At 74.0% G+C, this 26,880-nt stretch carries 24 protein-coding genes and 1 pseudogene; 20 read left to right on the top strand and 5 right to left on the bottom strand.

The genetic code is table 11. From position 1 onward, the window contains the following. The first annotated feature begins 594 nt into the window (after positions 1 to 594). The 3 genes from CUT83_RS05970 (at position 595) to CUT83_RS05960 (ending at position 3,794) form a co-directional block, all read left to right on the top strand. The gene (locus CUT83_RS05970; RefSeq protein ID WP_240957969.1) at positions 595 to 1,755 is read left to right on the top strand and encodes a DUF6421 family protein; all 1,161 of its coding nucleotides are present in this window, start codon (positions 595 to 597) and stop codon (positions 1,753 to 1,755) included. A gap of 131 nt (positions 1,756 to 1,886) precedes the next feature. Beyond that, positions 1,887 to 2,705, top strand: coding sequence for a DUF6202 family protein (locus CUT83_RS05965; RefSeq protein WP_101254821.1), 819 nt, complete (start codon positions 1,887 to 1,889; stop codon positions 2,703 to 2,705). A gap of 99 nt (positions 2,706 to 2,804) precedes the next feature. Beyond that, positions 2,805 to 3,794 carry a GNAT family N-acetyltransferase gene (locus CUT83_RS05960; RefSeq protein WP_101254820.1) on the top strand — a complete coding sequence of 330 codons (990 nt, stop codon included), beginning with the start codon at positions 2,805 to 2,807 and terminating at the stop codon, positions 3,792 to 3,794. A gap of 199 nt (positions 3,795 to 3,993) precedes the next feature. On the opposite strand, the gene CUT83_RS05955 is transcribed toward CUT83_RS05960, so the two are convergent. Next, on the bottom strand, positions 3,994 to 5,091 hold the full coding sequence (locus CUT83_RS05955) for an aldo/keto reductase (protein WP_101254819.1): 1,098 nt from the start codon (positions 5,089 to 5,091) through the stop codon (positions 3,994 to 3,996). 73 nt (positions 5,092 to 5,164) lie between these two features. After that, positions 5,165 to 6,064, bottom strand: a complete 900-nt coding sequence (locus CUT83_RS05950) for an ATP-grasp domain-containing protein (protein WP_101254818.1) — start codon at positions 6,062 to 6,064, stop codon at positions 5,165 to 5,167. A 281-nt stretch (positions 6,065 to 6,345) separates the two neighbouring features. Between CUT83_RS05950 and CUT83_RS05945 the strand changes: the two genes are divergently transcribed. The 7 genes from CUT83_RS05945 to CUT83_RS05915 all read left to right on the top strand — a co-directional run bounded on the left by CUT83_RS05945 (position 6,346) and on the right by CUT83_RS05915 (position 16,539). Beyond that, the gene (locus CUT83_RS05945) at positions 6,346 to 8,004 is read left to right on the top strand and encodes an AMP-binding protein (protein ID WP_158238971.1); all 1,659 of its coding nucleotides are present in this window, start codon (positions 6,346 to 6,348) and stop codon (positions 8,002 to 8,004) included. Next, positions 8,001 to 9,557 carry an MFS transporter gene (locus tag CUT83_RS05940; RefSeq protein ID WP_101254816.1) on the top strand — a complete coding sequence of 519 codons (1,557 nt, stop codon included), beginning with the start codon at positions 8,001 to 8,003 and terminating at the stop codon, positions 9,555 to 9,557. Before CUT83_RS05945 ends, CUT83_RS05940 begins: the two co-directional genes overlap by 4 nt. 5 nt (positions 9,558 to 9,562) lie before the next feature. Continuing rightward, the gene (locus CUT83_RS05935) at positions 9,563 to 10,666 is read left to right on the top strand and encodes an NAD(P)/FAD-dependent oxidoreductase (RefSeq protein ID WP_206282630.1); all 1,104 of its coding nucleotides are present in this window, start codon (positions 9,563 to 9,565) and stop codon (positions 10,664 to 10,666) included. 55 nt (positions 10,667 to 10,721) lie between these two features. Beyond that, positions 10,722 to 13,811, top strand: a complete 3,090-nt coding sequence (locus tag CUT83_RS05930; RefSeq protein ID WP_101254814.1) for a non-ribosomal peptide synthetase — start codon at positions 10,722 to 10,724, stop codon at positions 13,809 to 13,811. 88 nt (positions 13,812 to 13,899) lie between these two features. Beyond that, positions 13,900 to 14,883 (top strand): aldo/keto reductase, encoded by a 984-nt coding sequence (locus tag CUT83_RS05925; RefSeq protein ID WP_173915029.1) that lies wholly within the window; start codon positions 13,900 to 13,902, stop codon positions 14,881 to 14,883. Continuing rightward, positions 14,880 to 15,599, top strand: a complete 720-nt coding sequence (locus CUT83_RS05920; protein ID WP_101254812.1) for a sulfotransferase-like domain-containing protein — start codon at positions 14,880 to 14,882, stop codon at positions 15,597 to 15,599. Before CUT83_RS05925 ends, CUT83_RS05920 begins: the two co-directional genes overlap by 4 nt. Before the next feature lie 70 nt (positions 15,600 to 15,669). Further along, positions 15,670 to 16,539, top strand: a complete 870-nt coding sequence (locus CUT83_RS05915; protein WP_101254811.1) for a family 3 encapsulin nanocompartment shell protein — start codon at positions 15,670 to 15,672, stop codon at positions 16,537 to 16,539. A 147-nt stretch (positions 16,540 to 16,686) separates the two neighbouring features. Here CUT83_RS05915 and CUT83_RS30780 read toward each other — a convergent pair. Further along, a pseudogene (locus CUT83_RS30780) lies at positions 16,687 to 16,932 on the bottom strand (tryptophan-rich sensory protein); the annotation flags it as partial. Between the two features lie 208 nt (positions 16,933 to 17,140). Between CUT83_RS30780 and CUT83_RS05905 the strand changes: the two are divergent. From CUT83_RS05905 to CUT83_RS05895, 3 genes are all read left to right on the top strand, one after another. Next, positions 17,141 to 17,365 carry a hypothetical protein gene (locus CUT83_RS05905; RefSeq protein WP_101254810.1) on the top strand — a complete coding sequence of 75 codons (225 nt, stop codon included), beginning with the start codon at positions 17,141 to 17,143 and terminating at the stop codon, positions 17,363 to 17,365. 106 nt (positions 17,366 to 17,471) lie between these two features. Then, positions 17,472 to 18,359 carry a universal stress protein gene (locus CUT83_RS05900; RefSeq protein WP_101254809.1) on the top strand — a complete coding sequence of 296 codons (888 nt, stop codon included), beginning with the start codon at positions 17,472 to 17,474 and terminating at the stop codon, positions 18,357 to 18,359. A 219-nt stretch (positions 18,360 to 18,578) separates the two neighbouring features. Continuing rightward, the gene (locus tag CUT83_RS05895) at positions 18,579 to 19,004 is read left to right on the top strand and encodes a CBS domain-containing protein (RefSeq protein WP_101254808.1); all 426 of its coding nucleotides are present in this window, start codon (positions 18,579 to 18,581) and stop codon (positions 19,002 to 19,004) included. A gap of 58 nt (positions 19,005 to 19,062) precedes the next feature. Here CUT83_RS05895 and CUT83_RS05890 read toward each other — a convergent pair whose 3' ends face one another. Then, positions 19,063 to 19,827: a YqjF family protein gene (locus CUT83_RS05890; RefSeq protein ID WP_101254807.1), complete on the bottom strand. Its 765-nt coding sequence runs from the start codon at positions 19,825 to 19,827 to the stop codon at positions 19,063 to 19,065. Between the two features lie 113 nt (positions 19,828 to 19,940). Here CUT83_RS05890 and CUT83_RS05885 point away from each other — a divergent pair, with 113 nt between their 5' ends. Continuing rightward, positions 19,941 to 20,480 (top strand): 2'-5' RNA ligase family protein, encoded by a 540-nt coding sequence (locus CUT83_RS05885; protein ID WP_101254806.1) that lies wholly within the window; start codon positions 19,941 to 19,943, stop codon positions 20,478 to 20,480. A gap of 26 nt (positions 20,481 to 20,506) precedes the next feature. Here CUT83_RS05885 and CUT83_RS05880 read toward each other — a convergent pair whose 3' ends face one another. Continuing rightward, positions 20,507 to 20,896, bottom strand: coding sequence for a VOC family protein (locus CUT83_RS05880; protein WP_420882424.1), 390 nt, complete (start codon positions 20,894 to 20,896; stop codon positions 20,507 to 20,509). Between the two features lie 242 nt (positions 20,897 to 21,138). On the opposite strand from CUT83_RS05880, the gene CUT83_RS05875 reads away from it, so the two are divergent. From CUT83_RS05875 to CUT83_RS05850, 6 genes are all read left to right on the top strand, one after another. Next, positions 21,139 to 21,351 (top strand): hypothetical protein, encoded by a 213-nt coding sequence (locus tag CUT83_RS05875; protein WP_101254804.1) that lies wholly within the window; start codon positions 21,139 to 21,141, stop codon positions 21,349 to 21,351. Between the two features lie 708 nt (positions 21,352 to 22,059). Continuing rightward, positions 22,060 to 22,170, top strand: a complete 111-nt coding sequence (locus CUT83_RS30775) for a keywimysin-related RiPP (RefSeq protein ID WP_240957963.1) — start codon at positions 22,060 to 22,062, stop codon at positions 22,168 to 22,170. 143 nt (positions 22,171 to 22,313) lie between these two features. Further along, on the top strand, positions 22,314 to 24,164 hold the full coding sequence (locus CUT83_RS05865; protein WP_101254802.1) for an asparagine synthase-related protein: 1,851 nt from the start codon (positions 22,314 to 22,316) through the stop codon (positions 24,162 to 24,164). Between the two features lie 54 nt (positions 24,165 to 24,218). Continuing rightward, positions 24,219 to 24,476 carry a lasso peptide biosynthesis PqqD family chaperone gene (locus CUT83_RS05860; protein WP_101254801.1) on the top strand — a complete coding sequence of 86 codons (258 nt, stop codon included), beginning with the start codon at positions 24,219 to 24,221 and terminating at the stop codon, positions 24,474 to 24,476. Positions 24,477 to 24,519: 43 nt separating this feature from the next. Further along, on the top strand, positions 24,520 to 24,936 hold the full coding sequence (locus CUT83_RS05855; protein ID WP_101254800.1) for a lasso peptide biosynthesis B2 protein: 417 nt from the start codon (positions 24,520 to 24,522) through the stop codon (positions 24,934 to 24,936). 5 nt (positions 24,937 to 24,941) lie between these two features. Beyond that, the gene (locus CUT83_RS05850; RefSeq protein WP_101254799.1) at positions 24,942 to 26,870 is read left to right on the top strand and encodes an ABC transporter ATP-binding protein; all 1,929 of its coding nucleotides are present in this window, start codon (positions 24,942 to 24,944) and stop codon (positions 26,868 to 26,870) included. Positions 26,871 to 26,880: the final 10 nt, after the last annotated feature.

Raw genomic sequence — 26,880 nt, 5'->3', positions numbered from 1 at the left:
GTTCACATACTACCCCATCAGTTTGTGACGGAGTGTGGGCAGTTGCGGGTGGACGCCGGTCCGCCCTGGCGGCGAACCGGCGTTCCCTGCCCTGCTCCGCAGGAGCTTCGTTTCCTCCCCGCCCCAAAGGACGGGGTATCCACGAAGGAGAGCCCCGATGACGGAGGTGAACTCCCGCCGCTCGAAGGGCGAGGAGGGTGTCGCCGGCCTTCGTACGCACGGGCCGGAAAGAAGGCCGTGGAACGCCTGCGCGAACCGGGGTCCCGGAAGAACGGCCGCACTCGCGTGATCGAACGTCTGGTCAGAGCACATGATCGTGGTTACGCTCCTGCGTGGTCACCGGCTCCCCGGCGGCCGCGGCGGCCCCGTGTCCTGTTCGGGCGCCGCATCCAGCACGTACCCGAACACCTGAACACCTGCGAGGAAGAGGGACCGGCGGGCGCCGGAGCGCTCCCGGTTCAACGCGCGTCGACCGGCGTCGTCACCCGACGGTCCGGCCGGCCGGACCGTCCCGCGGCCGGGCCCCACCGGTCCGCCGCGGGAGTTCGATCAGCGACTCGTGCCGGCTTCGATCGTCGGCGCCCGGGAGGCTGTGTGAGGCACGACAGCGGCAGGAACGAGAAAAGCGGCGAAAAGATCCCGGACGACGGGATGGAGGCGGTGTTCACGGAAGTGGACGCGATCCGCCGGGAGTTGCCGGACCGCTCATCGTTCCGCGAGAGGGACACGCTCAAGATCCTGGCCGAACGGATCGAGGGATCCCCGGAACTGTCCCGCAGGCCCGTGGTGCGGGCCTTTCTGGAGGACATCGGCTCCTTCACCCCCGGCGACCGGCTGGACGCCGTCAAGGGCCACATCAACGGCCGCCGCGACAACCACCTCTTCTCGCTCTTCGACGCCTCGTACTTCCCGAAGCTGTCACTGGACTACCTCACCTACGAGGAACTGCCCGCCGACCCCCACCTGGCCGAGCGCTACGCCAGCCCGACGGCCCCGGTCGTCATCACCGGGCGGTCGCAGGGCTTCACCTCGCGCGTGGTGGTGGCGCTCTTCCCGGAGAACCACATCGACGGCCTCCAGCGGCCGGACGACCTGATCTTCTACTTCATCGACAAGTTCGTCGAACGGCACAACCGCATCACCCGGAAGATGATCGACGCCGTGATGGCCGAGGACAGCTTCCCGCGCATCCAGGGCGCGTCGGACGAGCGGATACGGCAGGCCTCGTCCTGGTGGGTGCGGCTGCACGAGTACCACCACCGGCAGGGCGACATGCCCATCCCCGAGTTCCTCCCGGCCAAGAAGTACAAGCCGCTGGCGGGGCTGGAGGAGCTGCGCGTGGACGTCTCCGCCATGCTGGCCCTGCTCGACGACCGCGCGCTGCCGCGCGAGGAGGCGCACACCGCCTACGAGTACATCCTGGCGGAGCGGCTGCTGCGCTACGCCGTGGAGGGCATCCCGCGCCCCAACTACGACGCCGTGGCGTCCCAGCTGCTCTTCGGCTACCTGAGCCGGCACGGCGGCATCCGCGTCAGGGACGGCGTGATCGAGCTCGGTGCGGCGGTCCCCACGGCCCTGGCCGAGTTCCTCGGCGAGATCCAGCGCATCGAGGCCGCGATCCACCGGGAGCCGGTGGAGGCCGTCCGGGGACGGCTGCTGGAGTTCACCAACCGGTACACCGACTACGACCCGGTGGCCCGGGACTACCGGTACGTGCCGTTCTTCGCCGAGGTCAAGGAGCGTCTGGGCGTCTAGGCCGCTCCCGCCCCGGCCCCCCGGCCCGGCTTTCCCCGGCGGGCCCCTGCGGTGGGCCCTGCGCCGTCCGTGTCCCAACGCCCCCTCCCGCGCACCACCCGTACACCACCCGTCGGACCCCTGGAGTGATCGTGACCACTGCCCCGGAGTTCTCGCCCGCCGACCGCGACACGCTCGACGAGCGGATCGAGGAGGAGATCGACAAGGCGCGCCTGCGGCGCGCGGACAACGGCTTCTTCGGCACCGCGCGGAGCGTCGAGGCCGTCAGCCCGCAGGCCGGGCTCGCCGTCGCCGAGTGGTGGCGCGCGATGACCAAGGGCTTCATGTTCACCACCCTGGCCGGGCTGGGGGTGATGGCCCGTTCCTTCGCCGGCGAGAACCCCTCCCGCGAGATCCTGGGCGCCTTCCAGACGGTGTACCAGGTCATCGGTGACGACCTGGACAACGCCGCCCCGGAGTTCCGTGCGGTGGCGCCGCGCGGGCCGGCCGGCATCCACTACGTGTGGTGGGAGGACACCGTCATCGCCCCGCTGCTGCCGCACGTGTCCGAGGAGGAACGGCGGGCCGCCGCCGAGCTCCCCGCCCCCGTGAAGGACCTGCTGGAGAACATGGACCGCCTGGCGGTCTCGCCGCTGGGCGCGGCGGTACAGCTGCGGGTCGTGGAGACCATCGCCCTGGACATCGCGGTGGGCTTCCGCCGCATGTACGCCAAGGTTCTGGCCGGCGGCGAGCAGATCTTCGCCGAGAAGGAGCAGTTCGCCTGGATCGACGCCCACATCAAGGCGGAGACGGTCCACGCCCAGCAGGTCAGCGACGACGAGACCGGTATGACGAGCCTGGTCGACGACGGCGCGCGGGCGGCCGAGTTCGTGGAGCTGGTCACCGAGTACGCGGGCAACTGGTCCCGCGCGCTGGAGTGCTTCGGGGACCGCCTGCTGCGGGAGGCCTGAGCGCCCCGGAGAGGGACAGCGTGCCGTGCCGGTCCTCCCGATCCGGGACGACCGGCACGGTGCCCGGCAGCAGTCAACCGCCCGGCCCGGGAGTGGTGCATGGAGATCGTGGACAGATACGGCCTGTCGCTCGCCCTGATCGAGCCGCACGAGCTGGCCGCCGAGCCCTGGGCCGCGGCGGCCGGGCGGACCGCGGGCTCCAGCGTGGGCCCGGGCGCGGGTGTGGACGTGGACGTGGACGTGGTCAGGATGGAGCGCCCGCCCGCCGGGCTGTGGGACGAGCTGGCCGGGCGGGGCTTCCTGCGCAAGCCCGCCACCGTCACCTGGGTGGCCGAGCTGGGCTCCGGTGAGGAGGAGTTCCTGGCCCGGCTGGACACCAAGGCACGGCAGGACGTACGGCGCGCCCGGCGCCGGGCTCAGGCGGCCGGGCTGCGGGAGGTGGTCGAGGAGCCGGTGTCGAAGCCGACGCTGGAGGCGTTCCTCGCCCTCTACGAGGAGCGTGTGGCCCGGATGCGTTTCGGCGTCCCCTTCGCCCTCGGCTACCGGGACGCCGTGCTGCACGGACCGGAGAAGTTCTGCGGGGTCTTCGCGTACGCCGGGGACGAGCTGGCCGGCGGCTGCCTGGTGCTGGAGCTGCCCGAGAGGGACGCCGCGGTGGTGCGCTTCTCCGCGGTCAGCGCCCAGTGGCGCAGGCACAGCCTGGCCCGCGCCCTGTACTTCTCCGCGATGCGCGTCGCGCGGGCCAAGGGCTACACCCGGGTGACCCTGGGGAACGAGCCGAACCTGCTGGGGCACCTCACCCAGCCGGGCCTGTTCCACTTCAAGACCGGTATGGGCTTCGCAGCCGTCCCCTCCCAGGAGTTCGGCGACCCGGACGGACATGACGAGGCGGATCTGGTGCTCTCCCTGCGCACCCTGGGCGACCCCACCCTCGTCCTGGCCTACGCCGGTCCCGGCGCGGGCCCGGAGCGTCCGCTGGCGGCGCGTCTGATCAGCGACTCCCCGGTGTCCACCGCGCCGTACCGGGCGCCGTTCCTGGCGTCGGTGACCCGGTCCGCCCCCCGCCGCGGGAGGCGCACCGGTGCCTGAGCCGACACCTCCGCCGGGCCCGGCGCCAGGGCGTGTTGCGAAAGTGGCGTCGTGCGCCCGCAGGGCGCGCGGGGCGGCGTCAGGTGCGTGCGACGGCAGGGCGGAGGGCCGAGAGCGCAGCGTGCTGCGCCCAGGCCCGACAACGCGGCGGGGGCGCGTGCATGGCGCCGCCCCGCGGACGGGACTTTCACAACACGGCCTAGGCCACGGGAACGGCGCGGGCGGCCACCCGGTCCGGGTCTCCGCCGAGCACGGACTCGCGCACCAGTGCGTTGATCTCGTGCGGCGTGCCGAGCGGTATCTCTCCCGCCTCGTCCAGGCGGCGCGTCTGCTCGTCGGTGAGCACGATGCCGAGCGCCGCGAGGTAGTCCTCGAGTTGGGCGGTGCTGCGCGGGCCGATGACGGGGACGAGCGCGGTGGTGGAGCGCGCGGCGCGGGCTCGCAGCCAGGCGAGCGCGATCCGGGCCGGCGCGGTGCCCGCCTCCTCGGCCACCTCCCGTACGGCGTCGACGACGGCCGCGATGCGGTCGGTGTTGTTCCGGGGGTGGCGGCGGTTCTCGTCACTGACCCAGCCGGCCTCGGTGCGGCGGTACTTGCCGGTCAGCAGCCCGCCGCCCAGCGGCGACCACAGGGCCGCCCCGAGGCCGAGCCCCTCGGCCATGGGCAGCAGTTCGCGCTCGGCGGTGCGGTTGAGCAGGTTGTACTCGGTCTGGATGCCGATGACCGGCGACCAGCCGCGCAGTTCGGCGATGGTGACGGCACGGGAGGTGCGCCAGGCGGGGAAGTTCGACAGCCCTGCGTAGAGGATCTTGCCGCTGCGCACCAGGTGGTCGATGCCGGCCAGGATCTCCTCGGTGGGGGTGAGGGTGTCGGGGAAGTGCGCCCAGTACAGGTCGATGTGGTCGGTGTTCAGGCGGCGCAGACTGCCCTCGACCGAGCGGATCATGTTCTTGCGGCTGTTGCCGGTGTCGGAGATCCCCGGGTTCCGGGAGTCTCCGCCGCTGTACTTCGAGGCCAGGACGAAGTGGTCGCGTTCGGCGGCGAGGAACTCGCCCAGCAGGCGTTCGGCCTGGCCGAAGTGGTAGCAGTCGGCGGTGTCGATCAGGGTGCCGCCGGCCTCGGCGAAGCGCTCGAAGATCCTGCGGGCCTCCTCCCGCTCGGCGCCGTCGCCCCGTCTGCTCCACATCAGGTCGGCGCCGCCGGGACCGCTGCCGTAGGCGGCGCCGAAGTTGGCGGTGCCCAGGGCGAACTCCGAGACCCGCAGCCCCGTGTTCCGTCCGAAGGTCGTGTAGCGCATGGCTCTCCCGGTGCTCGGTGTCGTACGGCCGGTGCTCCGGCCGGCGGCCGGAGCGGGGTGCGGCGGTCCGCCGTCAGGCGGAGGGGCCCTCCTGGACCCTCCGCTCCACCCAGTCGTAGACGCCGGCCAGCACCTGCCGGTGCTGTTCCGCGCCCAGGACGCTCAGAAAACCGGGAACGGGATTGACCTCGAGAATCATGTAACCGCCCTCATGGGGAAGTACGTCGAGTCCCGAGAGGGTCATTCCCAGGGTCCGGGTGGCGCGGACCGACAGATCGACCAGTTCGTCCGGTGCGTCGATCCGCTCGAAACTCGCACCCTCCAGCGTCTTGCAGCGCCAGGAGCCGGCAGGGGGGAGCTTGAGCATGTTTATCGGCGTGACGTCCCCTGCCACGCTGATACGGTATTCACCGCCCTCGGTCGGGTAGTACGGCTGACAGAGGACGGTGGAGAAACGCGCCAGCAGATCCTCCGCCACTTCTTTCTGCGAACCGAAATCACGGATGCGTTCGACATCCTGTCCCCGATATCCGTAGGAGGGTTTGAGGATGATGTCACCCCATTCCTCGAAGGCCGTCTCCACATCCGTGAGCGACACCGCCGAACGCATCGGCGGGACAGGCAGTCCGGCGGCGGCGAGTTTCTGCGTCATAAGGAACTTGCTGTAACCCGTCAGCCATACGTCCACCGGGTCGAACAGCATCGGACCTGGGACGTTGCTCAGCATGGCCAGCCGCTCGACCCGGTCGCGCCAGTCGTCTCCGTAGAGCTTCGAGCGGTTGATCACCGCGTCGAAGGAAGTGGCCGGCTCCCCCTTCAGCGTCAACTCGACCCCTTCCGGGCCGGGATGGTACGCGATTTCCTCGAGCGTGAAGAAGGAGGTTTCGTGACCGCGCTCCCGCCCGTATTCCACCAGGCTCGTCCCATCGGGGTCGATCCCGGAGTAGTCCCATCCGAGCAAGCCAATTCTCACGATGCCTCCAGAAGCGCACTCGTGCGCTGCAGACGGTGTCGGACGCACGGCGCAGCCTGACTCTGCCACTTCCCATCTGTCAAGGCAACAAATCCCCCGCCGCAGCGAAAGCCTGTTGCTCCCCGATGGGCCGCCATGCCCGCTCCTGTCGCTTTTGCGACACGTTTACGTGAATTACACTTCCGCCGAACAGGATGTTATTCGAAGGGGGTACCGCGACCCCTGTCCCTTCCTCTAGGCTCAGCGTCCGGATTCGCGCTCGAGTACGAGAGGGACCGCTTGTGGGCGACTGGGAGACGCTGGTCAGGCCGAAACCCGAACAGGCCGCCGAATACCGGGCCGCGGGCTGGTGGCGCGAGGAGACGTTCCTCGACGACCTCGACGAGGCGGCGCGCCTCAGGGGCGGGCACCCCGCGATCATCGCCTACGAGGACCGTGATCGCTCGCGCACCGTCGACTACGCCGAACTCCGGCAGCTGGTCGAGCGCTTCGCCGCCGCCCTGGCCGAACTCGGCGTGGGGCGCGGGGACGTGGTCGCCCTCTACCTGCCGAACCGCTGGATGCTCACCCCCCTGTACCTGGCGTGCCACCGCGTCGGCGCCGTCGGCTGCCCGGTCATCCCCGCGCTCGACGTACGGGAGCTGTCGGACGTGCTCACCCGCAGCGAGGCGAAGGTCTGCGTGACCGCCGACCGCATCGACGGGACCGACTACGGCGCCCGCCTGGCCGAGGCCGCGCCCGCCTCCCTGAAGCACCGGGTGGTCGTCGGCGACGCCGCCGCGACCGGCGCGGTCGACTTCGAGGACTTCTTCGTCCGCACGCCCTGGGAGGAGCGCCGCACCGTCGCGGAGGCCGACCGGCTGGGGCCCGACGACCCCTCACTGCTGCTGTACACCTCCGGCACCACCGGCCGGATGAAGGGCGTGGTGCACAGTCAGAACACCCTCCACGCGGCCGTGCTCGCGGTCTGCGTACCGCACCGGCTCACCGCGGACGACGTCATCTCCATCCCCAACTACGCCACCCACATGGCCGGGCTGACCTACGCCTGCTACATGCCGCTGCTGCTGCGCGCCACCTGCGTGATGCAGGAGGCGGGCCGCGACATGGAGCTGCTGCTGGACCTGCTGGCCGGGCACCGCGTCACCTGGGCGTACGTGCCGCCGGCGTTCCTGGTGTCGATGCTGGAGGCACAGCGCGAGAAGCCGCGCGACACCTCCGCTGTGGTGCAGGTCGTCTCCGGCTCGGCGCCGATCGCTCCCCAGCTGATCGCCGAGATGCGGGAGGTCTTCGACGTCCCGGTGCGCGCCCTGTGGGGCATGACGGAGAACGGCGCGGTCACCGTGACCCGCGCGGACGACCCGGAGGGCTGGGCGGCGCACAGCGACGGGCGCCCCGAGCCCTCGATGGAGATACGCATCGACGCCGGGCCCGGCGACGACACCGGCCGGCTGCTGGTGCGCGGCGCGTCCCAGTGCCTGGGCTACCTCGGCCAGCGCGAGGTCTACCAGGCGTGCCTGGACGAGGAGGGCTGGTTCGACACCACCGACCTGGCCCGCGACGACGGGCGCGGCGGCATCCGCATCACCGGCCGCAGCGTCGACCAGATCACCCGGGCCAACGGCATGAAGGTCTCCACGCTGTACGTGGAGTCCGTGCTGGTGCGGCACCCCCTGGTGAAGGAGGTCGCCCTGGTGGGCTACCCGGACCCGAAGGTGCCCGGCGCGGAACTGGTGTGCGCCGTGGTGGTGCCGGGCGATGAGCCGCCCACCCTCCAGGTGCTGCACGCGCTGCTGGCCGAGGAGAAGGTGGCCCGGGCCCTGTGGCCGGACCGGGTGCAGTTCGTGTGGGAGCTGCCCAGGAACTCGCTGGGCAAGATCCTGCGCCATCCGCTGCGCCGCCGTCTGGAGATCGAGTACGAACGCGCCGTGCGCCGATGACGGCGGCGCAGGCCGCGGCGGAGGCCCCGGAGCGCGGGCGGGCCCCGCGCCGGCGGTCGGCCGCGCTGGCGGTGATCTCCGCGGCGCAGCTGATGTTCCTGCTGGACGCCACCATCGTCAACGTCGCGCTGCCGAGCATCCAGCGCTCCCTGGGGCTGGACGGAGCGGGCCTGGAGTGGGTCGTCGCCTCGTACTCCATCGCCTTCGGCGGTCTGCTGATGCTGGGCGGGCGGGCCGGGGACATCCTGGGCCGGCGGCGGATGTTCGCGGTCGGACTGGCGCTGTTCACCTGCGCCTCGCTGCTGGGCGGACTCGCCTCCCAGCCGTGGCTGCTGGTGGTGTGCCGCGCGACGCAGGGCGCGGGCGCCGCCGCGGCCTCGCCCGCCGCGCTGTCACTGATCGCCGTGACGTTTCGTCAAGGACCGGAGCGCGACCGGGCGATCGGCTGGTACACGGCCGTCGCCACGGCCGGCGGCGGCCTGGGCCTGCTGGCGGGCGGTGTGATCACCGCCTGGCTCTCCTGGCGCTGGGTGATGCTCGTCAACGTGCCGATCGGGGTGGTACTCCTGGCCGTCACCCGGCGGGTGCTTCCCAAGACGCCCCGGCGGCACGGGGTGTTCGACGCATCCGGCGCCGTCACCGGCACCCTGGCGGCGCTGCTGCTGGTGTACGGGCTGGTCTCCGCCTCCTCCGGGCACGGCGGCCGGACGCGTCCGGAGGTGCTCGCCGCGCTGGGCGCCGCGACCGTGCTGCTGGCGGTCTTCGTGGCGGTCGAGCGGCGCGGGGCGCAGCCACTGGTCCCGCTGCGGCTGTTGACCGGCGGGCGGCGGGCCGGCGTCTACGCGGTGCTGGCGCTGACCAGCACCGCCATGTTCGGCGTCTTCTTCTTCCTCACCCTCTTCCTCAGCCGGGTGTGGGGATACAGCCCGCTGCGGATCGCGGTCGTCTACCTCCCGCTGACCTGCCTGCTGGTCGCCGGGGCCAGGGTCGGCCCGCGTCTGGTGGCCCTGATGGGGGCCCGTGCGCTGGTCTGCTGCGGTCTGCTGACCTCCGCGGCCGGGATGGCGTGGCTGTCGCGCATCGGGGAGTCCGGCGGCTACGCCACCGGGATGCTCGCGCCGACCGTGCTGGTCTACGCGGGGCTCGGCGTCACCGGCGTCCCCCTGACACTGGCCGCCCTGGCGGACGTGGCCGACGAGGACTCCGGCGCCGCGTCGGGTCTGCTCACCATGGCCCGGCAGATCGGCGGCGCGACGGGACTGGCCGTACTCGGCGCCGTCGTCTGGGCGGCGGCCGGCTCCGCCGGGCACACGGGAGCGGAGGGCTCGGGCGCGGCGCTGTCCTCGGGTATCTCCCACGGCTTCCTCGCGGCGGCCGCGGTCACCGCGCTGTCACTGCTGCCGGCGGCCGTCGCCGTGCCCGGGAAGCCGGCCCCGGACACCTCGAACGCCAAGAACACCGCGAACGCCAAGAACACCGCGACCGCCTCGAACGCCGAGGGCGCCAAGAACGCCGAGGGCGCCGAGAACACAGCCGGACCGGACGAGGGGTGAGCGGCGTGGACGACTTCCTGGTGATCGGCGGCGGCATCGCGGGCGCCGCGGCCGGCTGGTTCCTCGCCCGGCACGGCCGGGTGACGCTGCTGGAGGCCGAACGTGTCCCGGGCACGCACTCGACCGGGCGGTCCGCCGCGGTGTTCTCCGAGTACTACGGCGGCCCGGTGGTGCGGGCCCTGACCGCGGCCGGCCGCGCCTTCTACACCGATCCTCCCGAGGGCTTCTCCCCCACCGCCCTGCTGCGCCCGCGCGGCGTCCTGGCCCTGGAGACCCCGGGGAGCCCCGGCCTGTTCGAACAGGCGCTGGCCGAAGGGGCCGACGCTCCCGAACCGGCCGTCGAGATCGACCGGCCCCGCGCCCTGGAGCTGTGCCCGGTGCTGCGTCCGGACTCCTTCGGCCGCGCCCTGTACCGGCCGGGGGTGTGCGACATCGATGTGGACGCCGTCCACCAGGGCTTCCTGCGCGGTCTGCGCGCGGCGGGCGGGACCGTCGCGACCGGGGCCCGGGTCCGCTCCCTTCGGCGGCGGCACGGCCGCTGGTACGCGGCCACCCCGATCGGGGAGTTCTGCGCCGCGGTCGTGGTCGACGCCGCCGGGGCCTGGGCCGACGAGGTGGCCCGGCTGGCGGGCGCGGCGCCGGCCGGGCTGGTGCCGCGCCGCCGCACCGCGGCCGTCGCCGAACTGCCGCCCGGTCTCGACGCTTCCGGCTGGCCGATGGTCTGCGATGTGGCGGACACCTTCTACGCCAGACCGGAGTCGGGCGGGCTGCTGCTGTCCCCGGTGGACGCGGCACCGGCCCCGCCCGGCGACGTACGGCCCGACGACCTCGACGTGGCCGTCGCCGTCCACCGCTTCGAGGCGGTGGCCGCCCTCCGCCTCCGGCACGTCAGACACGCCTGGGCCGGGCTGCGGACCTCACCCGGCGACGACGTGCCCGTCATCGGCCCGGACCCCGGCACACCCGGCTTCCACTGGCTCGCCGGGCTGGGCGGATACGGAATCCAGACAGCTCCCGCGGCGGGCGCCCTGCTCGCCGCCCTCGCCGTGGGGAACGGGCCGCCACCCGCGCTCGCCCCCCTGGTCCCGGACCTGACCCCCCGTCCGTGACCCGCACGGCTCCCCTTCAGCGCGCCGTCCCGTCACCAGCAGGGAGTGCACAGATATGTCGACAGACGCGTCGGACAACCTCCGGCTTTCCGCCGGCGGCAGCGTCGATCACGGCCCCTACCGGCCCGTGACCGCGCTCATCGAGGAACAGGCCGACCGGACCCCCGACCGTCCCGCCCTGGTCTGGCAGGGGGCGCGAAAGGAGAGGGTCCTGACGTACGCGGAGTTCGACGCGCTCGCCAACGGACTCGCCGCGCGGTTGTCGGCGGCCGGTGCGGGCCCCGGCTCGGTGGTGCCCGTGGTGGTGGGCAACAGCGTCGAGCTTCCTCTGTGCATGGTGGCGCTGATGAAGACCGGCGCGGCGTTCGCGCTGTGCGACCCGGTGTGGCCGGAGGAACGGCTGCGCTCGGTGCTGGGGACGCTGGACGCGCCGCTGGTGCTGACCTCCGGGCCGCCGGTGTGCGCCGGCCGGCCGGCTGCGGTCGTGCGCGCGGACGGGGTCACACCGAGCACCGAGCGTCCCGGTGTCCTGCCCGGCCCCGGCGACATCGCCTACGGGGTGTTCACCTCCGGCACGACCGGCGCCCCCAAGTGCGCCCTCAACCTGCACGGCGGCCTGACCAACCGGTTCCGCTTCATGACCCGCCGCTTCCGTGCCACCGGGCGGGAGGTGGTGCTCCAGAACAGCCGCCACACCTTCGACTCCGCCATCTGGCAGTTGCTGTGGCCGCTGACCACCGGGGGGCGGACGGTCGTGCCCGAGCAGGGCGAGTTCCTCGACCTGGAGCGGACGGTGGAGACCATCGACCGCCACCGGGTCACGGTCACCGACTTCGTCCCGGCGATCCTGGGCATGCTCGTGGCACTGCTGGAGTCCGACCCGGCTGCCGTGCGCAGGGTCTCCTCCCTGCGGCATCTGGTGGTCGGCGGCGAGGAGATCGTGCCGCACGCCGTCCACCGGCTGCGGGAGATGGTCCCCGGCCTGGAGATCTACAACGGGTACGGGCCCTCGGAGACCGCCATCGGCATGGTCTTCCACCGCGTCCGGGGCGACGAGGGCGACCACATACCGCTCGGGCGGCCCATCGACAACTGCCACGCCCTCGTCGTCGACGACGCGCTGCGGCCCCTGCCCGCGGGCGCCACCGGCGAGATCCTGGTCGGCGGCGCCTGTGTGGGGGCGGGCTACCTGGGCGATCCGGAGCGCACCGAGCGGGCGTTCATGCCCAATCCCTTCCCCTCGGTTCCCGGCGAGCGGCTGTACCGCACCGGTGATCTGGGCTGGTACGACGAGCGTGGGCTGCTGCGCTTCGCCGGGCGGTGCGACCGGCAGGCCAAGGTGGACGGCGTCCGCATCGAGCCGGCCGAGATCGAGACCGCCGCCGAGGGCTGCCGCGGTGTCGTGCAGGCCAAGGCCATGACGGTGCGGCGGGCCGGGCGCACCCGGCTGGTGGTCGCGGCGGCGGCCGAGCCGGGCACCACCCCGGCGGCGCTCCGCGCCCATCTGGCGTCCGTGCTGCCCCGCATCCAGGTGCCGCGCCACTGCTTCGTGTTGCAGGCCCTGCCGCTGACGGACAACGGCAAGGTGGATCTGCGCGCGCTGCGCGCGATCGTGGAGGACAAGCTGGAGTCCGAGGCGAGACCGGCCGTGCGCGGGCCGGCGGGCTCGCAGACCCCCGCCCGGCGCATCGCGTACGTGATGGGCTCGGTGCTCGGCCTGCCCGACTTCCGGGCCGGCGACGACTTCCTGGCACGCGGTGGCGACTCGCTGTCCGCCATGAGCGCGACGCTGCGCATCCGGGAGGCCGTGGGCACCCGTGTGAGCCTGTCCGACGTCTACGAGCACCGCACGCCCGAGCGGCTCGCCGCGGCCCTGGAGGGATCCGGCGCGCACGACGGCGAGGAGCCCGGGGCGCCCGCCGGGGACGAGGCGCGCTCGATGGAGCGCGACGCCCGGCTCCCGGCGGACCTGACCCGCCTGGCGCGCCGGGCGGCGGGCGCGGCCCCGGCCGTGCCGCCGCGCACCGTCCTGGTCACCGGGGCCACCGGCTTCGTCGGGGCCCGGACCGTGCACCGGCTGGTGACCTCCACCGGGGCGCGCGCGGTGTGCCTGGTACGCGCCCGCGACGACGCGCACGCCCGGGAGCGGCTGGCGCGCACCCTGCGCTCGCAGGGGCTGTGGGACGCGGACGTCGCCGCGCGTGTCGAGGCCCGCCACGGCGACCTGGAACGGCCCCGCTTCGGCTGGCCGCGCCCGCGGTGGGAGTCCCTCACCGCCGAGTGCGACGCCGTGCTGCACATCGGAGGGCTGGTCAACTTCCTGCTGGACTACCGCTCCCACCGACCGGCCAATGTCGCCGGCACGGCCGAGGTGCTGCGTTTCGCCCTGTCCGGGCGGCCCAAGCCGCTGCACCACATCTCCACCCTCGGTGTCCTGGACCGGCACGCGGCCGGTGCGGCGCAGCCGTTGGGCGAGGACTTCGACCCCTGCGAGGCGGCCCTGCCCGCCAGCGGCTACAGCCGGTCCAAGTGGGTGGCCGAGCGCATGGTGCTCGCGGCGCGGCGGCTGGGCGCACCGGTGGTGGTGCACCGGCTGGGCGAGGTGATGCCGGCGGCCGACAACGGCGTGCCCAATCCCGCGGCGCTCACCCATCTGCTGCTGTCCGCCTTCCTCCAGCTGGGCGTGCGGCCCGATGTGCCGATGGTCTCCGACTACACACCCGTGGACGAGACGGCCGCCCGGCTGGTCGCCGCGCTCACCGAGCCGCCGCCCGGGCCGCCCGGCCGCGGCGTGTACCACGTCTTCCGCCCCGGCGGTGTGGACTTCGCCGCGCTCGACCTGGCCGCTCCGGGCGCTCCGGGCGGTGCGCGCACCCTGCGCACGGTGCCGGCGCAGGAGTTCGCGGCGGCGCTGCGGGAGGCGGCGGACGGCGACAGGGATTCGGCCGCGGCCGTGCTGCACGCCCTGCTGACGGCCCTGCCGTCGGCCGCGCCCGGCGGGCCACCGGACTTCCGGCACCTGCTGTCGGACAACCCCGGCCTGTTCACCAGGGACGCGTGCGCCGCCCTGGACGCCCGGCACGGTCTGCGCGAGGGGCCGCTGGAGGCGGCGGTCGCCGCCTACCGCGCCACGCTCACCTCCTGAACGGCGTGTCCGGCCACCGGGCACCCCGAACACACCGAAGCACACCCGAACACCGAAAGTTCCGAGACAGCGAACCGAAAGGACGACAGTGCACTACCGAAGCATGGGCCGGCTGGGCTGGGACGTCAGCGAGATCGGCTACGGCATGTGGGGCATCGGAGGCGGCCCCGGGGGCTTCACCGGCTGGGACTACGGCACCGCGCCGGACTGCCTGGACCTGGCGGTCGAGCTCGGCTGCACCTTCTTCGACACCGCCTGGGTCTACGGCCGCGGTGTCAGCGAACGGATGCTGGGCGATCTGCTGCGCAGGCACTCCGACCGCCGGCTGTACGTCGCCACCAAGGTTCCGCCGCTGAACCGGCAGTGGCCGCCGCGCCCCGGCGACACCCTCGACGACGTCTTCCCGCCCGGCCATGTGCGCGAGTACGTCCACCGCAGCCTGGAGAACCTCGGCACCGACCGCATCGACCTGCTGCAGTTCCACGTCTGGGAGGACCGGTGGAGCGACGACGAGCGCTGGCAGCGGGTGATCTCCGACCTCAAGGCCGAGGGCGTGATCGAGGGGTTCGGCATCAGCGTCAACCGCTGGGAGCCGGAGAACTGCCTGCGGGCGATCGACACCGGCCTGGTCGACGTCGTCCAGGTCATCTACAACATCTTCGACCAGGCCCCCGAGGACGAGCTGTTCGAGCGCGCGCTGCTCGACGACATCGGCATCATCGCCCGCGTCCCCTTCGACGAGGGCGGTCTCACCGGAAAGCTCACCCGTGACACCGTCTTCCCCGAGGACGACTGGCGGGCGGTCTACTTCGGCCCCGACAACCTGGGCCCGACGGTGGAGCGCGCCGAGCGGCTGAAGAAGGTGCTGCCCGAGGGCATGACACTGCCCGAGCTGTCGCTGCGCTTCATCCTCCACCACCCGGCCGTCAGCACCGTCATCCCCGGCATGCGCAGGCCGGAGCACGTCCGCGCCAACCTGGCCGTCTCCGACGGCCGGCGGCTGGACCGCGCCATGCTGGACGAGCTGCGCGGCCACCGCTGGGACCGCCGCCCGACGGAGTGGTCGATGTGACCGTCATAGCCATGTGGGCGCACCCCCGGGCGGTCTCCACCGCCTTCCTTCGCATGATGGCCGAACGCGGCGACGTGACCGTGGTGCACGAGCCGCTGGTGCTGCTCACCGACCACGGCGAGGTGTCCGTGCCCGGTCCGGACGGGGGCGCGGTCGTGCTCCGCTCCCCCGGCGATCTGCTGGCCCACCTCGCGGCGCTGGGCGAGGAGCGGCCGGTGTTCTTCAAGGACACCCTGGAGTACCACTACCAGCACCTGTTCGACCACCCGGAGCGGATCGCGGGCTTCCGGCACACCTTCATCGTCCGCGATCCGGCGCGCGCCATCGCCTCGCACCACGCGGTCAAGCCCGAGGTGACCTGCTCCGAGATCGGCTACGAGCACCAGTGGAAACTGTTCGAGCTCGCCTGGAAGACCACCGGCGAGCGCCCGGTGGTGATCCGCGCCGAGCGGCTGCTGGCCGACCCGGCGAAGGTGGTCTCGGCGTACTGCGAGCGGGTCGGACTGCCCTACGTACCCGAGGCCCTGAGCTGGCAGCCGGGCGAGCGCGCCGAGTGGCGGCCGAACCGGCGCTGGCACCTGGACGTCATGGCCAGCTCGGCCTTCCGGGCGCCGGAGCGGGAGTACGCCGTCACCGTCGACAACGACGAGCGGCTGCGTTCCTTCCACGAACACCACCTGCCGTACTACGAGCGGCTGATCGAGCACGCCCTGTGAGACGACCTGCGACACCCCCCGTGACATGCCCTGTGAGCCCCGCGGACCCAGTACCAGGAGGGACCGGACCATGAACGCCACCGCGACCGCCACCGAGCAGGGCGGCCCGCCGCCCGCCGCGACCGCACCGGCCGCCGCGCCCTCACCGGGCGAGGAGTTCGCCCGGGCCTTCGCCGAGGCGCCGGACAGGGCCGAGGTCCACTTCGGCTTCACCGTCACCGACGCCTTCCAGCCGGGGAAGGAGAGGCACCGGCTGACGGCCCGCCACCTGTTCCGCAGGCAGCGGGCCGGCTCCGGCGCGGTGCGCACCTGGTTCGAGACCAGGCCGCCCGGGGAGGCGCCGGCCCGCGAGGGCCGGCTGCGCGAGGACTCGTTCCTGTTCGCCCCGGCCGACCACCACGTCGCACCGATCACCGCCTGGGTACGGGTCCCCGACGGACTCGCCGGGGACCCGGCGGCACTGGCCGCCTTCGTGGACCGGCGTCTGATGGTCCGGCTGGGCACCGCGGAGAACCGGGCGCTCACCCATGACGTGCTGCGCCATCCGGACGTGGCGTCCCTGCCCTACCGGGGCTCGTACGCCGCCGGCCTGCTCGCCGCCTTCGACGAGATCGAGCAGACCGGCGGGACCGGGCACGCGGTGATGGTCAACCCCCGCGACTACTACGGGCAGCTGGTCGGCTCCGGCAGCCTGCTGGCCGACCTGGCCCGCGAGGGCGTCATGGTCTGCCGCCACCGCCAGGTGGCGCCCGGCTGCGCGCTGGTCGGGGACTTCGCCATGGCCGCCGTGCTCCTGGACGCCGAGCACTCGGTGATCAAGGTCGCGGAGCCGCCGCCGGGGACCTTCGACGAGCCCGGGGGCACTGCGGTGTGCGCGGTGGTCCACGAGTCCGTCGCCGTCCAGCTGCCGACCCACTTCTTCCACGTGGTGCCGGGCTGACCCGCACCGGTGCGGACGCCCTACGGGCCGGCGTCCGCACCGGCCCGTCAGGTCTGTGCCGGCCAGATGCTCAGGTTGAGCGCGGCGGCGAAGGCCGTCCACAGCGGACGGGGCGCCGGCAGGTACCCCGCCACCGGGGCGGACGCGGTGGAACGCCACCGCCGTCGCACCGGCGGCGGCGAGCAGCAGGCAGACGTCGGCGAAGGCCGGCCCGTACTGGCGGGCGCCGAAGAACAGCGGGGTCCACGCCGCGTTGAGCAGCAGCTGGACGCCCCACAGCCGCGGCGGCGAGGGCGAGAGCGGTGAACAGCACCGGGGACGGCCAGGACGCCCGCCCCCGCGTCGCGGTTCTCTCCCGGGGTGCTCGGCGTGCCGGCATGCGGTCCTCCTCACGGGCCGTCCGCCCCCTCCCGCACCGTCTGCCTCCTCGGGGCCGCTTCACCGGACCGGCTCAGCGGCCCGGCCGGAGCTCTCCGTCGGCGCGCGGGCCGGAGCAGACTGGAAGAGGATGGCCGAAGGAGGCGGCCGTGGGCCGGCCGGTGCGCCGGGCCGGCCCGGGCGCCGGACGGTTCTCCGTGCCCGACGGACGAAAGGTGCCGACATGACCGCGAACAGCCCGTACGAGCAGCCCTCGGGCCACGGCCCGCAGAGTTCGCAGGAGGCCCGGGTGCAGGCGCTGGAGACGCAGGTGCAGGCGCTGGCCGAGGCCGTCCGGGCACTGGCCCGGGGCCTGGAGCAGCCCCCCTCCCAGGACACGGCGCTGCCCGAGGAGGCGGCCCGCGGGGCCAGGCTGGCACACGAGATCCTGCTGGCCCAGGGCCTGTAGACGACGCCTTCGGCCGCTTGCGGCCCGCCCCGCCCGGCGGGCGCGACCGGCGGGGCGCTGACAGACTGGGTAGGCGAGGGGGCGAGAGACTACCCCGGAGGCGGCTATGACGAGTTCACAGGGGCGTCGGCCGATCGTGGTGGGAGTGGACCCCGATCCCTCCCGGCGGGCGGCCCTCGCCTGGGCCGCGGACGAGGCCGCCCGGCGGGGCCTGCCGCTGCGCGTGGTGCACGCCCAGGGCGTGCCGACCGGCGGTTACTGGTCGTCGGAGCTGCGGCCGTCCTGGGAGCAGTGGAACGAGGCGCTGCACGAGGCCGGCGAGCGGGTGCTGGAGGAAGCGGTCGCCTTCGCCGGGGAGCGGCAGCCGCGGGTGGAGGTCTCCTGGCTGCTGGCGGAGGGGCATCCCGCCTGGGTGCTGCGCGAGGAGTCGCGGAACGCGGCGATGGCCGTGGTGGGTTCCTGGCACCTGTCCTCCGCGCAGGAGCTGTTCGGCTCCACCGCGGTGGGACTGCCGCTCACCGCCCACGCCACGTGCCCGGTGGTGGTCCTGCGGGAGCCCGAGCACCTCACCCGGCAGCCGCCGTACCTCGTGGTGGGCGTCGACGGCAGTCCGGACTCCGCCGCGGCCGTCGACTTCGCCTTCGAGGAGGCCTCGCTGCGCGGCGCGGCGCTGCGGGCGCTGTACGTGTGGCATCCGCCGCTGCTGGGCTCCCTGGACGAGGACGCGGCGGAGCAGGAGGCCCGCCGGCTGCTGTCGGAGTCGGTCGCGGGCCGCACAGCCGCGCATCCGGAGGTGGATCTGCGGCACGAGTTCGTACGAGGCCATCCGGTACAGGTCCTGGCCGAGGCTTCCGAGCAGGCTCTCGGCCTGGTCGTGGGCACCCGGGGCCGCGGGGGCTTCACCGGGATGCTGCTGGGTTCGGTGAGCCAGGGCGTGCTCCACCACGCGCGCTGCCCGGTCTTCACCGTCCCCGCCGGCGGGCACACCGCCTGACGCGGCGCTTCGCCGTCCGGATGCGGGGGGCGGTGGAACGGACCAGAATGGACTACCGGTCCAGGCGTCCGAGGGCGCCGGGGCGCCCAGGCGCCCGGGGACTCCCCGTGGAGCCGGGGCCACCGCGGTCGCCGGGCCCGCCGGACCCGCCGAATCCACAGCATTCCCGCATTCCCGCATTCACAGCATTCACCGCATTTCCGATGCGAGGAGACTGCCATGACCACTGCCCGGGACATCATGCACACCGGCGCGGAGTGCGTCGGGGAGCACGAGACGCTGGACGCCGCGGCACGGCGCATGCGCGACCTCGACGTGGGCGCGCTGCCGATATGCGGCGACGACGACAAGCTGCACGGGATCATCACCGACCGCGACATCGTGGTGAAGTGCCTGGCCACGGGGGGCGACCCGACCAGGACGACCGCCGGTGAGCTGGCCCAGGGGCGGACGTTCACGGTGACCGCCGACACGGACGTCGAGAAGGTGCTGGACACGATGGAGAAGCACCAGATCCGCCGGGTGCCGATCATCGACGAGGAGAAGCGGCTGGTCGGCATGGTCAGCGAAGCCGACCTGGCGCGCAACCTCCCCGAGACCGAGGTCGGCCGGTTCGTCGAGGCCGTGGTGGCCAAGCAGATCTGACCACCGCTCCCGCGGGGCCGGGGCTCCGGTCCCGCGGGGACCGCGGGACCGGAGCGCGTCAGCGGCCTCCCGCCAGGGGCGGGCCGAAGCGGACGTCCACGCGCGGCGCGTACAGCACGCTGAGCGGGGCCCCTTCGGGAGCGGGCAGCCCGCAGGCGGCGACGAGGTCCTCCTCGCACTCCAGGAGCTCGGCGCGGTGCAGGGGCCAGGTCCCGTGGACGTTGGGCAGGTACACCGTTCTGCCGCCGTACCAGGCCGTGTGCAGCCCCCAGCGGGCCGTCAGGAAGTGCTCCAGGGCGGTGGGCTCGGCGATCCGCTCCCCCACCCGCACCCGGATCCGGGTGGCCGGGCGGCCCCGGCCACCCGGCCCGATCCTGGCGCTGGTCCACAGCAGGTCTCGGCCGCCCCCGGTGCGGCGGCGCATGGAGGCCCAGCGGTACGGCAGGCGCAGCGCGGCCCGCGCCCCGAGCACCGGCAGCAGCCGCGCGCACTCCAGCGTCAGGAACACCACCCCGCGCCGCCCCCGCCGGTCCACGCCGTACACGCGCACGTTGGTCTCCGGGAAGCTCCCCAGGTACGGCAGTCCGGGCCCGCGGCCGAAGCCCAGACCGTGCATCCGGAAGGGCACCAGCCCCACATGGGCGGTGCCCTCGTGGACGTCGGGGCGGACTCCGGCGGGCAGCAGCGGGGCGACCGCCGCCGGGGCAACCGGCCAGTGCAGGAAGGTCACATCGCGCCAGGACTGCGTCAGCAGCGCCCGCCCGACAGGGCGCGGGCCGACCGTCGTGACGGGCTCGGCGGACTCGTCTCCCCACCGGCTCATGGGCGCTTTCCCCCTCACTCCCGGCCGTCCGTGCGGTCCGTGCGGTCCGTGCGGTCCGTGCGGTCCACCGCACAGTACTGCGAGGGCCCCGGCCTCACCGTAGGCTGGCCGGTGTGCGCACCGTGGAGTTGCTTCCGGACGGCGCCGCCGAGCTGGCCGTGCGCCGGGCGTGGCGCCATCTGGCCGCGGCGGGGATGCCCAGCCAGGAGGCGCACACCCATCCGACCAACCGCCCCCACCTCACCCTGGCCGCCGCCGGCGCACTCCCGGACGCGGCGCGCCAGAAGGTGACCGAGGCGCTGGCCGCCCTGCCGCTGGGGCTGTGCCTGGACGGACTGCTGCGTTTCGCGGGCCGCACGCACGTCCTGGCCTGGGCGGTGCGGCCGGACCCGGAGTTGCTGCGGCTGCACGAGGCCGTCTGGCGGGCGCTGGCCGCCTCGCCGGAGGCCGGGGGGAGCGGGGGGACGAACCCGCTGCACGCCCCCGGCCGCTGGGTTCCGCACATCACCCTCGGACGCAGCCGCCGGCCGGCCTGGGACCGGCCGGATCCGGAGTTGCTGCCCGCCGGGCTGCGGGGACCGGTGCGGGGCCGTCTGACCGCCGCTCGCAGCTACGACTCGGCCACCCGCACCACCGAGTCCCTCGCGCCGTAGGGGCCCGCCCTGGGGTCCGCCGCCCGTCAGCCGGCCGTACGGCCCTCCCGCGCAACCAGTGTGAAGGTGTGCCCGGCCGGGTCGGAGTACAGGCACACGTCGCGCGGGCCGCCGTTGTCCCTGGTGTCGACCGGACGCGCCCCGTGCCCGACCGCCTCGCGTTCGGCCTCGTGCATGCCGTCCCGCGGAACCAGGATGTGCGGATGCGCCTGGAGCGAGTCGTCCGGGCGGGGCCGGCTCGGCGGCGTGAAGCCGTGGTCCCACCGGGCCGCCAGGCGGATTCCCTCCGCTCCGGTCACCTCGACGAAGTCCGGATCCACGCCCCGGCGCACCTCGGCGCCCAGGAGGTTCGCGTAGAACTCCGCCAGCGTCTCGGGGTCGGCGCAGTCCAGCACCAGCACGCTCGTCTTCTGCATGGGCACGGGTCACCCCCACGGGTCGCCGTCGGCTGTCCGCCGGACCCCGTACACCCGAATCGCCGGAACAGCGTCCCGATCCTCCAACTCCTTTAGGGACAAGCCGGTTCACGGGCCGGCCCACCCGCATGCCCGCCTGCGCACGGATGCCGCGCGGACTCCGGGCCGGCGCGGAGTGGATCGGTACAGAACGGACACACCCGGCGAGGCTGTCGCACCGGGTCCGTGGGTAGGTTCCGTCCATGACTGATGTCGTGGACGCAGACGAACTCCTCCGTCGCATCCGGGTCGCACGCGACTGGGCGGCCGAGAGGGAAGCCGGGACCGGGGGCCTGTCCGGCGCGGGCGAGGGCGCCGACCCCACGGCGGCCGGTATCGACCGTGTCGCCTTCTCCGTGGTCCGCGAGGTGCTGGACGAGATCATCAACCCGGGCACCCACTCCCGCCCGCGGTAGGTTCCGGTTCCGGGGGCGCGGGCCGACGGGAACCGGCTCGGCTCACGGCCGGCCCGCGCCACCGCCGCCCTGCCGGCGCCCGGGCGGTCCGTGCCGCCCACGGCCGCGGGAGGAGCCTGCCGGGTCCGCCGCGCCCGGACGAACCGCACGGGTCCGGCGGTGAGCGCCCGCGCCCCGGCGCGGGCACCGCGCCCTCTCCCCCACGCCGTCTTCCGTGCCATCACCTGCCGCGGGTCGCGCACGGGCCGCCCCGCCGCGAGTGCGGCCGACGGGGCTCCGCCCGGTGGCCGGGCGCGGGACGTCGCGGCCCCGTCGCCCCGCATTCACGGGCACGCCCCGGCCTCCTCTGTACTGCCCCGCATGGCCACTCGGGGGTTCGGTCCGGGAGACCGGAACCGCTCGAACCGGCCCACGGACGCATCCCACAGAACCGCTCACAACCCTTCACGCAAGTACACATAGGGAATTTCCTACGCGCCCGCCGTTGGCATCCGTGCGCTGTTGTGGTGGTGTCCTCGCATTTCTAGTGTGGTGTTCGGCTTCGAGGGATTCGCGACGACCGGCTGCGCACGGGCGGGCGGACAGGCCGCCGTCCTTCCGGGACGCCGGCGCCTCCCGCTCCGGCCGGTCTCGAAGCCCGCGCGGAACACCCGCGTGCGCACCACACCGCACCACACCACACCACACCACAACCGAAAGGAAACGATCATGCGCGCTTACGTGCGTCCCACCCTCGCCATGGCCGGCGGCTTCCGCAGGACGACCGGGCTCGCCGGCAGGGCCGCTCCGGACCTGCTGGGCGGCAAGAACCTGCTCTGACACGGCTCCTGCCCAACGGCTCCGCACCCTGCACGGGTGCGGAGCACCGGCCGGCCCTCCCCGCCGGCCGGACGGCCGGGTGGCAACCGCTGCCACCCGGCTCGCCCGTCCTCAGGTCCCGTGACCGAAAGGTGTGTACGCCCATGGGCGGCTCCTTCTCCCCACCTCCCGCCTCCACGTGGTTCGTCGTCCTCCCCGACACCGAAGCGGCCGCCGGGATCGGCGCACGGGCCCGCGCGCACGCCTCACAGGAGGTGGCTCACCCCTCCGGCCGCCCCTGGATCCTGGGTCGCTGGGCACAGGAGGCGCTGACGCTGGGGGACTGCGGCGACGCGCGGGTGGCGGTGCTCGGCGAGCATCTGGTCACCGCCGAGGAGGCCACGCGTGCCGCCGCGGCGGCACGCGGCTCCCTGGCCTCGCTCGACCGGTTCGCCGCGGCGTGGCCCGGTGGCTTCCACCTCGTCGCGAGCGCCGCCGGCCGGGTCCGGGTGCAGGGGGGCGTGGTGGGGATCCGGCGCGTCTTCCACGCCGACGCCGGTCCGGTGACGGTGGCGGGCGACCGCGCGGACGTGGTGGCGGAGCTCGCGGGCAGGAACCTGGACGAACGGCGTCTGGCCGTCCATCTGCTGACCCTGAGTCTGCTGCACCCGCTGTCGGGGCAGCCCGTGTGGGACGGGGTGGAGCGCCTGCCCGGCGACCACTGGCTGTGCCTCCCCGCGGAAGGGGGCGCGCGGCGATTCCGCCGGTGGAGGGCGCCGGACCCCTCCGTGCCCCTGGCCAGAGGCGCCGAGGCGCTGGCGGAGGCGCTGACCACCGCCGTCGGGGTACGCACCCGGGGCCGCACCCTGGTGACGGCGGACCTGGGCGGCCTGGACTCCACCGCGGTGTGCTGCGCGGCCGCCCGCGGAACGGCCCAGGTGGTCGCCTACACCGCGCAGACCCACGACCCGCTCGGCGACGACGCGCACTGGGCCCGCCGGACGGTGGCGGCCCTGGGGAACGTGGAGCACCATCTGGTCCCGGCCGAGCGGATCCCCCTGACCTACGACGGTCTGGACACGTTCGACGACCGCCTCGACGCCCCCTGCCTGATGGCCGTCGACCACCGGCGCCGCATGAGTCTTCTGGAGCTGGCCGCGCGGCGCGGCTCCACCCTGCACCTGACCGGCATGGGCGGCGACGAGCTTCTGATGGGCTGCGCCGCGCATCTGCACACGACGGTCCGCACGCATCCGCGGACCGCCCTGCGGAACCTGCGGGGCTTCACCGCCAAGTACGGGTGGTCCCGGCGGGAGGTGCTGCGCCAGCTCCTCGACCGGCGGGACTACTCCTCCTGGCTGAAGGGGGTCGGGAAGGACCTGCTGCGGCCGCAGTCGCGGGAGCGGGAGCCGCTGCTGGAGTGGTGCGTTCCGCCCCGGCTGCCGCCGTGGACGACGCCCGACGCCGTCCACGCGGTGCGCGAGCGGATCCTGGCCGAAGCCGCCACCGTGGAGCCACTGGCTCCGGGGCAGGGCCACGGACCCCACCGGGAACTGGCCACCATGGATCTCACCTCGCGTTTCGCCCGGCACGTCGACCAGATGGCCGCGCCGCTGGGAATCGCCTGCGAGGCGCCCTACTACGACGACCGGGTCGTCGAGACGTGCCTGGCCGTACGCCCACAGGAGCGGATCACTCCCTTCCGCTACAAGCCGCTGATCGTGGAGGCCATGCGCGGCATCGTGCCCGAGGAGAGCCGTACACGGGCCACCAAGGCCAATGCCGGGATGGAGGCGGAACTCGGCCTGCGCCGCCACCGCGAACGGCTGCTGGCCCTGTTCGAGGACTCCCGTCTGGAACGGCTGGGCCTGATCGACGCCTCCGCACTGCGCCGGTGGTGCGAACGCCCGGTGTCGGCGGAGCTGGGCAGCGAGCTGCTGCAGCCGACCGTCGCCTGCGAGGTGTGGCTGCGCTCCCGCGAGAACTCCGCCGTCCCCTCGCGGACGGCCCCCTGATCCACCCCCACCACCCCGACCGCCTGCGGCGGACCGAACGGAAGGAAGGCCACCATGGCACTCACCCTGCGCTCCGGTGTGCTGATGACCGACACCGAGTACGGGACGGCGCTGCTCGACCAGCGGAGCGGCGAGTACTGGACCCTCAACCCCACCGCGGCCTCCGTGCTGCGGGCCCTGCTGGAGGGCCGCTCCGCCCGGCAGGCGGCGACGGTTCTCACCGGCGAGTACGACGTGGCCCTGGAGGAGGCCGAGGAGGACGTGGCCCGCATTCTCGGTGAACTGCGCGACGCGCGGCTCGTCGCGGACTGAACGGCCCGGAGGGAGGGAGAAGGAGAAAGGAGAGGAGAAGAAGGTGTCGACCCCCGAAGCGGTTCCGTACGATCCCCGCTCCGTACCCCCGGCAGACCGTCTGGCCGCGCGTTTCGCCGTGGGGTGCGCCCATCTGCTGGCCGTACTGCCGCCGGGCCGCATCCGAGCCGTCCTGACCCTGCTGCGGCGCGGCGCCCGTCCGGCGACCGGGGCGGAGGCGGCGAAGGCCCGGGAGACGGTGGTCGCGGTGAGCCTGGCCTGCGGCGGACAGCGCGGCTGCCTGCCTCGCTCGCTGGCCACCGTGCTGCTGTGCCGTATGCGCGGCCGATGGCCCGTGTGGTGCGTGGGGGTGCGCACCAGCCCGCCCTTCGCGGCGCACGCCTGGGTGGAGGCCGAGGGGGTTCTCGTGGGCGAGGGCTGCCCGGCCGGCTATTTCCAGCGCTTCTTCACCGTGGGGTGAGGCCGTTGACCTCACAGGTCGCGCGCCCGCCCGCGGCGGGCACCGCACGCGGCGGAGGACCGGAGGGGAACGGAGCCACCGGCACAGCCCGGCCCCGGTGGCTCACCGGCCACCCTGGCAAGGGCCCCTCCGGCCCCCGCGCGCTCACCGGCCGGCTCCGCCCGCACCGGACCGGCGTCCTCGCGGGCACGCTGCTCGGCCTGCTCGGCGGTCTGCTCTCCCTGGCCCAGCCGCTGGCGGCCAAGCGGCTGGTGGACGAGCTGGGCGGCGGGCGCGCGGCGGCCGGCTGGGTGCTGCTGCTCGGCGTGCTGGTGCTGGCGGGCGCGCTCCTGGCAGCCGCCGGGCAGTACGTCCTGGAGCGGACCGGGGAGGCCGTGGTGCACACCGTCCGGCGGTCCCTCACCGCGCACCTGCTGCGGCTGCGGGTACCGGCGGTGGAGCGCGCCGAGCCCGGTGATCTGATCGCCCGTGCCACCTCCGACACCACCGTCCTGCGGCAGACCGCCGTCCAGTCGGTGGCCTCGGCCGTCGTCGGCTCGCTGACCCTCCTGGCGACCGTCGTCCTGATGGGCCTGCTGGACGCGGTGCTGCTGGGCGTCACCCTCGGCGCGCTCGCGCTCGTCGCCGGCGCGGTGGCGGCGGTCGCGCCGCGGATCGGCCGGGCGGTCCGGCAGGCACAGGAGGCGGTCGGCGCCATGGGTTCCGCCCTCGAACGCGCGCTGGGCGCCTTCCGCACCGTCAAGGCGGCCGGCGCGGAGCCGCTGGAGACCGCCCGTCTGCACGAGGCGGCCGACGGCGCCCGACGGGCCGGCGTCCGCGCCGCGGGCTGGGAGGCCGTCTCCGCGACCGCCGGGGGTGTGGCCGTGCAGGTGGCGTTCCTGGCGGTGCTGGGGGTGGGCGGCGCGCGGGTGGCCTCGGGGGCCGCGGACGTCTCCACGCTCGTGGCCTTCCTGCTCTACCTCTTCTCGCTGGGGCCTCGCGTGCACCAGCTCGTCGACGTCGTGGGCCGGTTCCAGGCGGGTTCGGCCGCGGCCCTGCGCGTGCGGGAGGTGGAGTCGCTGCCCGCCGAGCAGGCCGGCGCCGGTCCCACCCCGCCCTCCGCACCTGCCGGAACGGGTCGCCCGGGGCCTGCCCCGCTGGTCTTCGACGCGGTCCGCTTCTCCTACCGGACCGGGCTGCCGCCCGTGCACCGCGGGGTGAGCTTCACCGTCCCGGCGCGGGGGGTGACGGCCCTCGTCGGGCCCTCGGGCGCGGGCAAGACCACCGTCTTCTCCCTGGTCGAGCGCTTCCACGAGCCGGACTCCGGGTGTGTTCTGTTCGACGGCCGGGATGTGCGTGACTGGCCGTTGTCCGACCTGCGGGCCGCCATCGGATACGTCGAGCAGGACTGCCCCGTCCTGGCCGGAACCCTCCGCGACAACCTGCTGTTCGGCGTCCCGCCGACCGGCGGCCGGGATCTGGACGACGTGCTGCGCCGCACCCGGCTGGAGTCCCTGGTGGCCCGGCTGCCGCAGGGGCTGGACACCCCCGTCGGCCACCGGGGCGACCGGCTCTCGGGGGGCGAACGGCAGCGCATCGCCGTCGCGCGCGCTCTGCTGCGCTCCCCCAGGCTCCTCCTCCTGGACGAGGCCACCTCCCAGCTCGACGCGGCCAACGAGGCCGCTCTGCGGGACACCGTCGCCGACGTCGCCCGGAGCACGACCGTACTGGTGGTGGCCCACCGGCTGTCCACCGTGACCGCGGCCGACCGGATCGTGGTCATGGAGGGGGGAAGGGTCAGGGCGGTGGGCACCCATGACGAACTGCTGACCCGCGACGCCCTCTACCGCGAGCTGGCGGCCGCTCAGCTGCCCGGCCCGCTTCCCGGTGGGCGCGGGCGGAACGGCACCGGGCGGGCGGGGACGCGAAGCCGCCGGGACGGGCGGCCGCGCTGAGCACGGCCCC

This window comes from Streptomyces barkulensis, assembly GCF_002843305.1.
Lineage (GTDB): Bacteria > Actinomycetota > Actinomycetes > Streptomycetales > Streptomycetaceae > Streptomyces > Streptomyces barkulensis.
The sequence above is the reverse complement of the archived record's forward strand: the minus strand, read 5'-3'. Positions and strand labels throughout refer to the sequence as shown.